This is a genomic window from Micromonospora sp. CA-244673 (assembly GCF_050948395.1).
Taxonomy (GTDB): Bacteria; Actinomycetota; Actinomycetes; order Mycobacteriales; family Micromonosporaceae; genus Micromonospora.
This window is the reverse complement of record NZ_CP192019.1, coordinates 6,881,892-6,895,118: the sequence shown is the minus strand read 5'-3', so window position 1 is coordinate 6,895,118 and position 13,227 is coordinate 6,881,892. Positions and strand designations below refer to the sequence as shown.

The window sequence follows — 13,227 nt, the reverse complement described above, 5'->3', positions numbered from 1 at the left end:
CGTCAGACACATGCTGCTCGGAGATTACCGGTTTTCCCGCGCGCCACGGTGCAACTCCGGTCACCCCGATGGGAGATGAGCCAACTGGACCAGGCGTACGCCCTCGCGCCGGGTCACCAGCCGGCCGCGGCCCGGTGGCAGCGGGCCGGCCTTCACCTGACCGACGAGCGGTCCCTCCTCGGGGCCGCCCGACATCACCAGCCCGGCCGTGGACAGCTCCCGCAGCCGCTGGATGATCGGCTCGAACGAGGTCCGGCCCGCGCCCCCGGAGCGGCGGGCCAGCACCAGGTGCAGGCCCACGTCCCGGGCGTGCGGCAGGTGCTCCTCCAGCGCCCGCAACGGGTTGGTCGGCCCGCCGGCCACCAGGTCGTAGTCGTCCACCAGGACGAACAGCTCCGGCCCGGTCCACCACGACCGGGTACGCAGCTCGGCCGGGGTGACATGCGGCCCCGGCAGCCGTCCCTGGAGGTAACTGGCCGCCGACTCGACCAGCTCGGCCGTGTGCGGCGCGGCGGTCCCGTAACCGATCAGGTGCGCCGTCTCGATCGTGCCCATCAGGCTGCGCCGATAGTCGACAAGGATCACCCGGGCCTGCTCCGGGGTGAACCGCTGGACGATCGAGGTGGCCAGCGCGCGCAGGAACGAGGACTTGCCGCACTCGGCGTCGCCGAAGACCACGAAGTTGGGCTCGGTGGCGAAGTCCAGCACCACCGGGCGCAGGTCCGCCTCGGCCACGCCGATCGGGAAGGCCAGCCCGGTCGTCGCCGCCTGGTCCAGCTCGGCGTAGGGCAGCACCGGCGGCAGCAGCCGCACCCGGGGCGCGGCCGGCCCCGCCCAGGCCCCCGCGACCGCCTTGACCAGGTCCCCGGTCTCGTCGCCGAGGCCGGCGACCCGGGGCGCGGCGGCGAGGAAGTGCAACCCGCCCGCGGTGATCCCCCGCCCCGGCCGCTCCTCCGGCACGGTCGCCGCGAGGGCGCGCTTGACCACCACCGAGTCGGCCGGGTCGCCGAGGCGCAGCTCCAGCCGGGAGCCGAAGAGGTCGCGGATCGCCGGCCGGAAGTCCGACCACCGGAGCGCGCTCGCCACCACGTGCACCCCGTACGCCAGGCCCCGGGTGGCCAGCTCGGTGACCAGCGGTTCCAGGTCCTCGTACTCGCCGCGCAGGGTGTTCCAGCCGTCGACCACCAGGAACACGTCGCCGAACGGGTCGGTGGCCGGGTGGCCCCCGGCCGGCGCCGCGGCCCGTCGCCGCCGCCAGGCCGCCATCGACTCCACCCCCGCCTCGGCGAACCGCCGCTCCCGTTCGGCCAGCAGGGTGGCGATCTCGCCGACGGTCCGGCGTACCGCGGTGTCGTCGGTCCGGCCGCTGACCCCGCCGACGTGCGGCAGGTCGCGCAGCGCGCCGAGCGTTCCGCCGCCGAGGTCCAGGCAGTAGACCTGCACCTCCGCCGGGGTGTGGGTGAGCGCCAGCGCGCAGACCAGGGTGCGGAGCAGGGTGGACCGGCCGCTGCGCGTGGTGCCGACCACCGCGACGTGCCCGGCCGCCCCGTCCAGGGCCAGCCAGAGCAGGTCACGGCGCTGCTCGAACGGCTTGTCCACCACGGCCACCGGCACCTGGAGGGCGCCGTGCAGCTCCGGGTTGGCCACGGTGAGCCCGCGCGCCGGGTCGGCGCCGACCGGGCCGAGCAGCTCGTCGAGCGAGGGCGCGGAGTCCAGCGGGGGCAGCCACACCTGGTGCGCCGGCGGCCCCTGCCCGGCCAGCCGCCCCACCATCAGGTCGAGCAGGGTCTCGCCGGTCTCCTCCTCGGCGGGCAGGGCCGGGGTGACCGGCTCGGGCACCGGCACGAGGTGGGTGGAGAAGGCGAGCAGCCGGGGGCCGGCGGCGCCGGCCGCGCCCGCCTGGCCGCCGCGCCGGCGCACCGCCCCGGAGACGTACGCGGCCTTGAACCGGACCAGCGGGTCGGTGCCCGAGCGCAGGTAGCCGTGCCCCGGGCTGCGGGGCAGCTCGTGCGCGTCCGGCACGCCGAGCACCGTCCGGGACTCCAGCGCCGAGAAGGTGCGCAACCCGATCCGGTACGACAGGTGCGTGTCCAGCCCGCGCAGCCGGCCCTCCTCCAGCCGCTGTGAGGCGAGCAGCAGGTGCACGCCGAGCGAGCGGCCCAGCCGGCCGATCTGCACGAAGAGGTCGATGAAGTCGGGCTTGGCGGAGAGCAGCTCGGAGAACTCGTCGCAGATCAGCAGCAGCGACGGCAGGGGAGCGAGCGGGGTGCCGGCCGCCCGGGCCCGCTCGTAGTCGCGCACGCTCGCGAAGTTGCCGGCCCGCCGCAGCAGCTCCTGCCGGCGCATCAGCTCGCCGTTGATCGCGTCGACCATCCGGTCGACCAGCGGCAGCGCGTCCGCCAGGTTGGTGATCACCGCAGCCGTGTGCGGCAACCGTCCGAACGGCGCGAAGGTGGCGCCGCCCTTGAAGTCGACGAGCACGAAGTTGAGCTGCTCCGAGCTGTGTGTCGCGGCGAGCCCGAGCACCAGCGTGCGGAGCAGCTCCGACTTGCCCGACCCGGTGGCGCCGATGAGCAGCCCGTGCGGGCCCATCCCGTCCTGCGCCGACTCCTTGAGGTCCAGCTCGATCGCCCCGCCGTCGGCGCCCACCCCGATCGGCACCCGGAGCCGGTCCCGGGCCGCGCGGGGCGTCCAGCCCTGCTCGGCGGTGAAGCTCTCCGGCTCGCCGAGGCCGAGCAGCTCGGGCAGGCCGAGCTCGGCGCCGGGCGGGGCGTCGGGTCCGCGTGCCGTGCCGGCCAACCGCAGCGGGGCGAGCCGGCGGGCGACCGCCTCGGCGTCGGCCGGCTCCAGCGCGTCGGCCGCGCCCACCTCGGCGTGCCCGTCGGCGGAGTGCGAGTGCAGCCGGCCGTCGACCAGGTCGAGCAGGAGGGCGTACCGGTCGAGCAGGCGCGGTGGCGGGCTGTCCAGGTCGAGCACGGTGACCGCGTCGATCCCGCCGTCGCCGGCCAGGTCGGTGGCGCCGGTCAGGTCGCCGCCGTCGAGCACCACCACCACGTGCGGCCCGTCGGTGGCCGGACCGGCCGGGCTGAACCGGGACCGGCTGCCCAGCACGTCGTCGAGGAGCCGTTCCAGCTCGGCGGCGGAGCTGGTGACCAGCCGGGCCGGGCCGAGCGCGTCGGTGCGCGCCGGGTGGTGGGCGTGCGGCAGCCACTTGACCCACTCCCATCCCGTCCGGCGTTCCGGCCCGGCGCAGACCGCGACGAGCAGCTCGTCCGGGGCGTGGAAGACGGCGAGCTGGGTGAGCACCGCCCGGGCCAGCGCCTGGGCGGCCGGGGAGCCGGCCCCGCGCACGTCGCCGGCCGGGCCGCGGACGAAGACCCGGGCGAAGCTGCGCAGCGAGAGCGCCACGGGCAGGTCCGGCACCACCGAGTACGCGTCCAGGAAACGCCGCAGCGCCCCCGCGGTCATCGGCTCCAGCTCGTCGAGCGGCCGGGTGACCGGCGGGAGCAGCGGGGTGGCCAGCGTCTGCGGCCCGACCCCCACCCGGACCACGGCGAAGTCCGGGTCGCCCGGCCGGCGCTCCCAGACCCGGTGGCTGTCCACCGTCGACCAGAGCCGCCCCGGGTCGGGGTGCCGGTAGTAGAGCCCGGCCCGCTGCGCCCCGGCGGTCTCCCGGACCCGGCGGCGCAGCGCGGCGAGGTGCCGGAGGTATTCCCGGCGGGCGGCCATCATCTCCGACTTCCTGGGGCCGGCGCCGCCCCACGAGGTCACCAGCATCGCCACCGAGGAGAGGCCGAACATGCCGCCCACCACGTACGAGTAGGCCCCGCCGCCCCGGCCGAACATCATGGCCATGGCCACCGTCCCGCCGAGCATCGGCAGCACCATCAGCGCCTGCTGCCAGCGCCCGCCCGCCACCGCGGGGATCTCCGGCGGCGCCTCCACGGGCAGCTCACCGGCCGGGATCTCCGGCGCCGGGCGGCGCGGCGGCCGCTTGATGACGACAGTGGACACTCGGCCTCCCCATGGCTCTCGGTAACCCGAGCCTGGCTCATCGTAGGTAAAGTCCACTCGTCCGTCAGCCACCGTTCCCGCTCGATATGGAGAAACATCGATGACAAGCGGGCTGGCCCGGGTCACGATCAGCGCCCCCCGACGGCGGGTCGACGTGGCCCTGCCGGAGCAGGTTCCCCTCGCCGAGCTGCTGCCCGAGGTGCTCCGGCACGCCGGGGAAGGGCTGGCCGACGACGGCGAACGGCACGGCGGCTGGGTGCTGCGGCGGACCGACGGCGCGGTGCTGGCCACCGCGCAGGCGCTGCTGCCCCAGGGCGTCCGCGACGGCGAGGTGCTGCACCTCGTCCCGGCCCGCGCCCAGTGGCCCGAGCTGGAGTACGACGACGTGATCGAGGCCATCGCCGACGCCGCCCGCCGGCGCGGCGCCGCCTGGTCGCCCCGGGCCACCCGGGCCGCCGCCCTGGCCGGCGCGGGGGTGCCGCTGGCCGTCGGACTGCTCGCCGTGCTGGCCGCCGGCCCCGGGCCGGGCGGCGGCTGGCCGGTCGCGGCCGTGGTGGCCCTCCTCCTGGTGCTCGCCGCCACCGCCGCCTCCCGGGCCTACGGCGACGGGCCGATCGGTGCCACGCTCGGCGGGTACGCGCTGCCCTGGGCCGCCGCGGCCGGCGCCCTGGCGGTCGGCTCCGGCGACCCGGTCGGCCCGTTCGGTCCGCTGCCCTGGGTCGGCGCGCCCGAACTGCTCGCCGGCGCGGCGGCGCTGCTGCTGGTGTCGGTGCTCGGCCTGCTCGGGGTGGCCAGCCGGTCCCGGGTCTTCCTGGCCGGCGCGACCACCGGCGCGGCCGGCGCGGCGGCCGGCCTCGGCGGGCTGTTCCTCGACCCGGCCGGCACCGCCGCCGTGCTGCTGTGCGCGCTGGTCTTCGCGCTCGGCGGGCTGCCGTTGCTGGCCATCCGGCTCGGCAAGGTGCCGCTGCCGCCGATCACCCTGCCCGCGCCGGCCGGCAACCCGCCCGGCGTCCGGGACCTGCCCGACCGGGGCCGGGTGCACGCGGCCGTGGCCCGTACCGAGGAGATGCTGACCGGGATGCTGCTCGGGCACGCGGTGCTGGCCGTCGCGGCCACCGCGGTGCTCGCCGCCACCGGCGGGCTCGCCGGTCGGCTGCTGGTGGCGGTGGGCTGCGGGGTGCTGCTGCTGCGCTCCCGGCTCTTCGTGGCGGTCCGCCACCGGGTGCCCGCCGTCGCCGCCGGGCTGGCCGGGTACGCCCTGCTCGGGGCGGTGCTCGCCGACCGGGCCGGTCCCGCCGGCCGGCTGGCGTTGACCGTCGGCGGGCTGGTCCTGGCCCTGGTCGCCGTCGCGGCCGGCGCCACGTACGCCCGGCGGCCGGTGTCCCCGTACCTCGGCCGGCTGGCCGACCTGACCGACACCGCGCTGGTGGTGGCGGTGGTCCCGGTGGCCTGCGCGGTGCTCGACCTCTACGACCGGGCCCGCGGCCTGCTCGGCTGACCCGCACGCACGCGGGCCCGGGTCGCTCGGTGGAGCGGCCCGGGCCCGTCGGCGCGGATCAGGTCAGTGCAGGGTCTCGCCGCGCTCGGCGGCCTCCTTGGCGCGCTGGTACGAGGCCACGATCTCGGCCTCGGCCTCGGTGCGACCCACCCAGGTCGCGCCCTCGACCGACTTGCCCGGCTCCAGGTCCTTGTAGACCTCGAAGAAGTGCTGGATCTCCAGCCGGTCGAACTCGCCCAGGTGGTGGATGTCCCGCAGGTGCTCCTGGCGCGGGTCCTCGTAGGGCACGCAGAGGACCTTGTCGTCGCCGCCCTTCTCGTCGGTCATCCGGAACATGCCGATGGTGCGGCAGCGGATCAGGCAGCCCGGGAAGGTCGGCTCGGGGACCAGCACCAGCGCGTCGAGCGGGTCGCCGTCCTCGCCCAGGGTGCCCTCGATGAAGCCGTAGTCGGCCGGGTACTGCGTGGAGGTGAAGAGGGTGCGGTCCAGCCGGATCCGGCCGGTCGCGTGGTCCACCTCGTACTTGTTGCGGTGACCCTTGGGGATCTCAACCGTGACGTCGAAATCCATCTTCCACGCTCCCTCGTTTGCCCACGCTGGCTGACGGAAACCAGTGGCGCCGCCCACCGGACGGGGTGAACGCCCCCCGCCGGCTCCGGCCGCCGCATAGTGTTCGGACCGAAGTAGTGTCACCCAAGGCGCTTTTGAGCGGGGGAGGAGGGGGTCGTGGGGAGGGAAGATTCACACTACCGCCCCGACGGAGTTGACGGGCGCGCATCCGCCGGTTCCGCCTCCGGCGGGGCCACCGGCCGCGTCTCGGTCCCCGGCACCAACCCCGCCCACCGCCCCGGGCCCGCCGCCGGGTCCGCCCCGGTCGGCCGCGCCAACCCCGGCGAGTACGGCCGCCCCGGCCCGGCAGAATACGGCCGCGCCGCGCCGCGGGACCACGGTCACGCCGACCCCCGCCAGTACGGCCAGGCCGAACCCCGGCAGTACGGTCACGCCGACCCTCGGCAGTACGGCCAGGCCGCCCCACGGGAGTACGGCCGCGCCGCCCCGCGCGACCACGGGCAGGCCGGCCCGCAGGACCACGGCCCGGGTCCGGCCGCACCGGTGAGCTGGCCCGGGTACGACGCGCCCGGCGGCATCCCGGTGAGCCCGCCGGTGCCCCCGATCGGCGCGGCCCCGCTGCCGCCGTCGCCCCCGCCACCACGCCGGCGCCGGCCCCCGCTGATCGCGGTGCTGGCCGGCGTGCTGGTCCTCGCCCTGGCCGTGGTCGGGCTGGCTGTCGTCCGTCCCGGCCCGGTGGCCGGCTGGCTGGGCGGCGGAGATTCGCCGACCGCCGCCGCGCAGTCGCCCGAGCCGGCGCCGCCCGCCGTGCTGGCCGGCGCGGACGGCAACGCGCCGCTGCCCACCCCCGAGGGCGTACGCGCCGCGCTCGAACCTCTGGTCCGCGCCGCCGCGCTCGGCGACCGGGTGAACGTCTCGGTGGCCGACGTGGCCACCGGCCAGGCGCTCTACGGCAGCGGGCAGGACAGCCCGACCGTGCCCGCCTCGGTGACGAAGCTGGCGACCGGGGTCGCCGTGCTGGCGGCCCGCGGCCCGGCGTACCGGATCCCCACCCGGGCGGTCGCCGGCGCGGCCCCCGGCGAGGTGGTCCTGGTCGGCGGCGGCGACCCGACCCTCGCGGTCGACAAGAACGGCTTCTATCCCGGCGCGGCCCGGCTGGACGACCTCGCCGCGCAGGTGCGCAAGGCGCTCGGTGGCACCGCCCCGACCAAGGTCACGGTCGACTCGTCGCTGTTCAGCGGCCCGGTGTACGAGCCGGGCTGGGACTCCGACATCCCCACCGGCGGGTTCGGCGCGGCGATCACCGCGCTGATGACCGACGGCGCGCGGCGGGACGCGGCGGAGGCCCGGCGCACCGAGGAGGCCATGAACCACGCGGCCGAGCGGGTGCCCCAGCCGGACCTCACGGCCGGCCGGCAGTTCGCCAAGCTCCTGGGGCTCTCCGGCGCCGCCGCCGAGGTGAAGCGGGGCACCGCGCCCGCCGACACGGGTGCGACGGCGACCGGCACGCCCGCCCCCGGCTCCGAGCTGGGCAAGGTCCAGTCGCTGCCGATGGTCCGACTGGTCGACATCATGATCAGCGACAGCGACAACGTGATCGCCGAGGCGATGGCCCGCCAGGTCGCGCTCGCCAAGGGCAAGCCCGGCTCGTTCGCCGGCGGCGCGGCCGCCACCGACCAGGTGCTCGGCGAGCTGGGCCTGCCGGCCGACGAGATCAGCCTGGCCGACGGCAGCGGGCTGTCTCGCACCAACCGGATCAGCCCGTCCCTGCTCACCGACCTGATCACGCTCGCCGGCAACGGCAGCCATCCCGACCTGGCCGCGATCTTCGGCGGCCTGCCGGTGGGCGGCTGGTCCGGCACCCTGGACGAGCGCTACCAGGCGGCGGCGACGAAGGCCGGCGCCGGCGTGGTCCGGGCCAAGACCGGGACGCTCAGCGGGGTGAACGCCATCGCCGGGCTGGTCAGCACGGCCGACGGCCGGCTGCTCACCTTCGCCGTCCTCACCGACCGCACGCCGGACACCCTCGACGAGACCCGGCAGGCCCTCGACCGGATCTCCTCCGCGCTGGCCGGCTGCGGCTGCCGCTGACCGTCCCGCCCGCTGCGACCGGCGTCGATCGGCGCTCGTGAGCCCGGGTGGGGGTGTCGCGGCGCGGGTACGGTGGGTTCATGGCGCAGTTCGTGGACTGGGATCTGGCCGCCGCGACCGCGGGGGCACTGGGCAAGTCGGGCCCCCGGGTGTCGTACGCCGAGGCCACCGACGTGGTGGGCGAGCTGCGCCGGCTGACCGAGGAGGCCGCCGGCCACGTCGCCGACTACACCGGCCTGCGCTCCCAGGTCAGCCACCCGCCGGTCCGCGTGGTCGACCGCCGGGACTGGGCGGCCGCCAACATCGCCGGCCTCCGCGAGGTGATCACCCCGCTGGTGGACCGGCTCTCCGGCGACAAGCGGCCCGGGCCGCTCACCGAGGCGATCGGTTCCCGGCTCACCGGGGTGCAGGCCGGCACGGTGCTGGCATACCTGTCCGGCCGGGTGCTCGGCCAGTACGAGGTCTTTGCCGGTGACCCCGGCCAGCTGCTGCTGGTCGCGCCGAACATCGTCGAGGTGGAACGCAAGCTGGGGGCCGATCCCCGGGACTTCCGGCTCTGGGTCTGCCTGCACGAGGTGACCCACCGCACCCAGTTCACCGCCGTGCCGTGGATGCGGGCGTACTTCCTCAGCGAGGTGCAGGCGTTCGTGGACGCGTCGCAGGGCGGCGAGCACCTGCTGGAGCGGCTGCGCCGGGGGGTGGCCACGCTCTCCGACGCGGTGAAGGACCCGGACAGCCGGGCCAGCGTGCTGGACATTGTGCAGACCCCGGCACAGCGGGCCGTGCTGGACCGGCTCACCGCGCTCATGACCCTGCTGGAGGGGCACGCCGAGTTCGTCATGGACGGCGTCGGCCCGCAGGTCATCCCCAGCGTCGAGTCGATCCGGGCGGCGTTCAACCGCCGCCGCGAGTCCGGCAACCCGCTGGAGAAGGCGATCCGCCGGGTGCTCGGCATCGAGGTCAAGATGCGCCAGTACGCCGAGGGCCGCAAGTTCGTGCACGGGGTGGTGGACCGGGTCGGCATGGCCGGCTTCAACAAGATCTTCTCCTCGCCGCTGACCCTGCCCCGGCTCGACGAGCTGGGCGACCCGGACGCCTGGGTGGCCCGGGTGCACGGCGGGCCCGCGAACATCCCCCCGGCCGGCTGAGCCTGGTGGCCGCGCTGGCCCCGGCGGTGGCCGCGGTGCGGCTGGCCGTACGCCGGGCGCTGACCGGGCTGCCCGGAACCGGGCCGGTGCTGGTCGCCTGCTCGGGCGGCGCCGACTCGCTGGCCCTGGCCGCCGCCACGGCCTTCGTGGCGCCCCGGCTCGACCGCCGGGCCGGCCTGGTGACCGTCGACCACGGCCTGCAACCCGGCTCGGCCGAGCGCGCCGAGCGGGTGGCCCGCTGGGCGTGCGAGGCCGGTCTCGACCCCGTCGAGGTGGTTCCGGTGACCGTCGCCGGCCGGCCCGGCGGCCCGGAGGCGGCCGCCCGCGAGGCCCGGTACGACGCCCTGCTGGCCACCGCCCGCCGGCACGGCGCGGCCGGGGTGCTGCTCGGGCACACCCGGGACGACCAGGCCGAGACGGTGCTGCTCGCGCTGGCCCGGGGCGCCGGCCCGCGCGGCCTGTCCGGCATGCCGCCCCGCCGGGAGTGGGACGGCGTGCCGCTGCTGCGCCCGCTGCTCGACGTCTCCCGCGACGACACCCGCGGGGCGTGCGCCGCGCTCGGGCTCACGCCCTGGGCGGACCCGCACAACGTCGACCCGGCGTACGCCCGTTCGCGGGTCCGCGCCGACGTGCTGCCGGCCCTGGTCGAGGCGCTCGGTCCCGGGGTGGTGGGCAACCTGGCCCGGACCGCCCGTCTGCTGGCCGCCGACACCGCCGCGCTGGACGATCTCGCCGCCGCCGCGCTCGCCGAGGTCCGGGCGGCCGAGGGCGGGCTCTCGGTCGACGGCCTGGCCGCGCTGCCGGCGGCGGTACGCACCCGGGTGCTGCACGCGTGGGCCCGGGAGCTGGGCGCCTCGCCGGCCGCCCTGTCGCACCGGCACGTGGCGGCGCTGGATGCCCTCGTCACGGACTGGCACGGGCAGGGCCCGGCGCACCTGCCGGGCGGCCTCCCGGTCCGCCGCCGGGACGGCCGCCTCACCACCTGACCCCCGGTGGCCCCGCGTCGAATCGCCAGCTCGCCGGGATGGCGGTGCCGGCCGCGCGGGATGCCGCCATATCGCCGGGCTGGCGTTGCCCGCCACCACTTCGCCGAGGTGGCGGCATCCGACAGCACGGGTTGCCGCCAGGTCGCCGAGCCGGCGGCAGGGGGAGGGCCGAGGGTCGCCGGGAGCCGCCGGAGGCGGTAGACAGGGCTCATGGCGTACCCCCGACAGCCGTTGCTGGCCCCCCACGGCGCCGTCGCGACCAGCCAGCCGCTCGCGGCGGCCGCGGGCCTGGCCGTGCTGCGGCGCGGCGGCAACGCCGTCGACGCGGCGCTGGCCACCGCGATCACCCTGACCGTGGTGCAGCCGCCGTCCAACGACATCGGCGGCGACCTGTTCGCCATCGTCTGGGACGGCGAGCGGCTGCACGGGTTGAACGCCTCCGGCCGCTCCCCGGCGGCGCTCACGCGCGAGCTGGTGCTGGCCGCGACGGGCGGGCGCGGCGCGGCGCCGGTCGACGCGCTCGGCGGGGCGCAGGGCCGGGGGCCCGCCGTGCCGGCCCGGGGCTGGCTGCCGGTGACCGTGCCGGGCGCCCCGGCCGGCTGGCGCGACCTGCACGAGCGGTTCGGCTCGCTGCCCTTCGCCGAGCTGTTCGCCGACGCGATCGGCTACGCCGAGCACGGCTACCCGGTGGCCCCCGGCACGGCCGCCGCCTGGGCCCGTGGTGTCGCCGCCCACGACGGGCTGGCCGGGGCGGAGCACGCCGAGTTCCGCCGGGCGTTCACGGTGGACGGGCGCGCGCCGGGGCCCGGCGAGTGGTGGCGCAACCCGGCGGCCGCCGGCACGCTGCGGCGGATCGCGGAGAGCGGGGCGGCGGACTTCTACCGGGGGCGGATCGCGGCGGCGATCGACGGCCACGCGGCCCGGACCGGCGGGTTCCTGACCGGCGACGACCTGGCCCGGCACGCCTCGACCTGGGTGGACCCGGTCCCCGTGCGCTACCGGGGGCACGAGGTGTGGGAGCTGCCGCCCAACGGTCAGGGGATCGCCGCGCTGCTGGCGCTCCAGGTGCTCGACGGGGTGGACCTGGCCGCGCTGTCACCCGAGGAGCGGGTGCACTGGCAGATCGAGGCGGTGAAGCTCGGCTTCGCCGACGCGCACGCCCACGTTGCCGACCCGGAGCGTGCCGACGTACCCACGGCGGCGCTGCTCGACCCGGGCTACGCGGCGGCCCGCCGGGCGCTGGTCACCGGGCGCGCGGGCGAGCCGGTGGCCGGCGAGCCGGAGCGCGGCGGCACCGTCTACCTCTGCACCGCCGACGCCGGCGGCATGATGGTCAGCCTGATCCAGTCGACCTACCTGGCGTTCGGCTCGCACGTGGTGGTCCCCGGGCACGGCTTCGCGTTGCAGAACCGCGGCCTCGGCTTCCGGCTCGACCCGGACCACCCCAACGTGGTGGGGCCGGCGAAGCGGCCGTTCCACACGATCATCCCGGGGTTCCTGACCCGGGACGGGGCGCCCATCGGCCCGTTCGGGGTGATGGGCGGGCACATGCAGCCGCAGGGGCACGTGCAGCTCGTCTCGGCCACCGTCGACGCCGGGCGCGACCCGCAGGCGGCCCTGGACACCCCGCGCTGGTACTGGCACGCCGGCCGGACGGTGCTGGTCGAGCCGGATCTGGACCCGGACCTGGTCGCGGGGTTGCGCTCGCGCGGGCACGAGATCACCGTCGCGGCCGAGCCGTCGGTCTTCGGGTACGGCCAGGCGATCTGGCGGGCGCCCGGCGGCGGCTACATGGCCGGGTCGGAGTCCCGGGTCGACGGGGCGATGCTGGGTTGGTGATCAGGCGTCGACCCGCTCCCGGAACGTGGTCCGGTAGGCGAGCGGGGTGGTGCCGACCCGGCGGGTGAAGTGGTGCCGCAGCGCCGCCGCGTCGCCGAATCCGGCCCGGTCGGCGACGCTCTCCACGCTCAGCCGGGTCTCCTCCAGCAGCCGCCGCGCGAGCAGCACCCGCTGGTTGGTCAGCCAGTCGTGCGGCGTCGTGCCGGTCTCGGCCCGGAACCGGCGGGCGAAGGTCCGTGGCGCCATCCCGGCCCGCGCCGCCAGTTCGTCGACGCTCACGGTCCGGTCCAGGTGTCCCATGAGCCACTCCAGCACCGGCTCCAGGGTGGGCGCCTCGGGCGCCTTCGGAATGGGTGCCTCGACGTACTGGGCCTGGCCGCCGTCGCGGTGCGGCGGCACGACCATCCGGCGGGCCAGCCGCGTGGCCGTGGCGGAGCCGTGCGCCTGGCGGACCAGGTGCAGGCAGGCGTCGATGCCGGCCGCGGTGCCGGCGCTCGTGAGCAGCCGCCCGTCCTGCACGTAGAGCGAGTTGCACTGCACCCGGGCCGCCGGGAACCGCTCCTGGAGGTCGTCGACGTGCCGCCAGTGGGTGGTGCAGTCGCGCCCGTCGAGCAGCCCCGCCTCACCGAGCACGTACGCACCGGAGCAGACGCTGAGCAGCCAGGCGCCCCGGCCGGCGGCCCGGCGCAGCGCGGCCAGCACCGGCTCGGGGACCGGCGTCGTCCCGTCGCCGTGTGCGGGCACGGCCACCAGGTCGGCGTCCTCGATGGGGGCCAGGTCGGCGGTGGGGGTGATCAGGAAGCCGGAGCGGCTGCGGACCGGCCCGCCGTCCACCGTGCAGACGTCGAACCGGTAGCCGGGGAAGCCGTCGGCCGTGCGGTCGGTGCCGAACACCTCGGCGACCACACCGAGTTCGAACGCCGCGACCTCCTGGAGGGCCACGACGGCGACGGATCGAAGCATGTGACGAGGGTAACCCGACAGGTGGCAGGAAATCGAGGCCCACTGGCATTCCTGCCACTGTCCGAACCGTACGGCGGGTCGCAAACTTGATGGTGTCCGGTGCGCACCGGCGGCGAAA

The 13,227-nt window shown here is 76.8% G+C and carries 8 protein-coding genes; 5 read left to right on the top strand and 3 right to left on the bottom strand.

Annotated features, from left to right (window positions below):
• Positions 1-60: 60 nt before the first annotated feature.
• Positions 61-4,014 (bottom strand): type VII secretion protein EccCa, encoded by a 3,954-nt coding sequence (gene eccCa, locus ACQP12_RS31760; protein WP_433283679.1) that lies wholly within the window; start codon positions 4,012-4,014, stop codon positions 61-63.
• A gap of 100 nt (positions 4,015-4,114) precedes the next feature.
• On the opposite strand from eccCa, the gene eccD reads away from it, so the two are divergent.
• Positions 4,115-5,512 carry a type VII secretion integral membrane protein EccD gene (gene eccD, locus ACQP12_RS31755; RefSeq protein WP_433283677.1) on the top strand — a complete coding sequence of 466 codons (1,398 nt, stop codon included), beginning with the start codon at positions 4,115-4,117 and terminating at the stop codon, positions 5,510-5,512.
• A gap of 63 nt (positions 5,513-5,575) precedes the next feature.
• On the opposite strand, the gene ACQP12_RS31750 is transcribed toward eccD, so the two are convergent.
• Positions 5,576-6,082, bottom strand: coding sequence for an inorganic diphosphatase (locus tag ACQP12_RS31750; RefSeq protein ID WP_091266984.1), 507 nt, complete (start codon positions 6,080-6,082; stop codon positions 5,576-5,578).
• A 582-nt stretch (positions 6,083-6,664) separates the two neighbouring features.
• Between ACQP12_RS31750 and dacB the strand changes: the two genes are divergently transcribed.
• From dacB to ACQP12_RS31730, 4 genes are all read left to right on the top strand, one after another.
• Positions 6,665-8,173 carry a D-alanyl-D-alanine carboxypeptidase/D-alanyl-D-alanine endopeptidase gene (gene dacB, locus ACQP12_RS31745; RefSeq protein WP_433289542.1) on the top strand — a complete coding sequence of 503 codons (1,509 nt, stop codon included), beginning with the start codon at positions 6,665-6,667 and terminating at the stop codon, positions 8,171-8,173.
• Between the two features lie 80 nt (positions 8,174-8,253).
• Entirely contained in the window at positions 8,254-9,321 is a 1,068-nt protein-coding gene (locus ACQP12_RS31740; RefSeq protein ID WP_357941794.1) for a zinc-dependent metalloprotease, read from the top strand.
• A 5-nt stretch (positions 9,322-9,326) separates the two neighbouring features.
• Complete coding sequence (gene tilS / locus ACQP12_RS31735) at positions 9,327-10,307, top strand: tRNA lysidine(34) synthetase TilS (RefSeq protein ID WP_433283674.1); 981 nt, start codon at positions 9,327-9,329, stop codon at positions 10,305-10,307.
• Positions 10,308-10,517: 210 nt separating this feature from the next.
• Complete coding sequence (locus ACQP12_RS31730; RefSeq protein ID WP_433283673.1) at positions 10,518-12,146, top strand: gamma-glutamyltransferase family protein; 1,629 nt, start codon at positions 10,518-10,520, stop codon at positions 12,144-12,146.
• Here the strand turns inward: ACQP12_RS31730 and ACQP12_RS31725 are convergent, their stop codons facing one another.
• Positions 12,147-13,109 (bottom strand): GlxA family transcriptional regulator, encoded by a 963-nt coding sequence (locus tag ACQP12_RS31725; RefSeq protein ID WP_433283672.1) that lies wholly within the window; start codon positions 13,107-13,109, stop codon positions 12,147-12,149. It lies immediately after the preceding gene.
• Positions 13,110-13,227: the final 118 nt, after the last annotated feature.

Coding starts and splice junctions, on each gene's coding strand:
- eccD (WP_433283677.1), top strand. CDS start 4,115: ATGACAAGCGGGCTGGCCCGGGTCACGATCAGCGCCCCCCGACGGCGG.
- ACQP12_RS31750 (WP_091266984.1), bottom strand. CDS start 6,082: ATGGATTTCGACGTCACGGTTGAGATCCCCAAGGGTCACCGCAACAAG.
- ACQP12_RS31740 (WP_357941794.1), top strand. CDS start 8,254: ATGGCGCAGTTCGTGGACTGGGATCTGGCCGCCGCGACCGCGGGGGCA.
- ACQP12_RS31730 (WP_433283673.1), top strand. CDS start 10,518: ATGGCGTACCCCCGACAGCCGTTGCTGGCCCCCCACGGCGCCGTCGCG.
- ACQP12_RS31725 (WP_433283672.1), bottom strand. CDS start 13,109: ATGCTTCGATCCGTCGCCGTCGTGGCCCTCCAGGAGGTCGCGGCGTTC.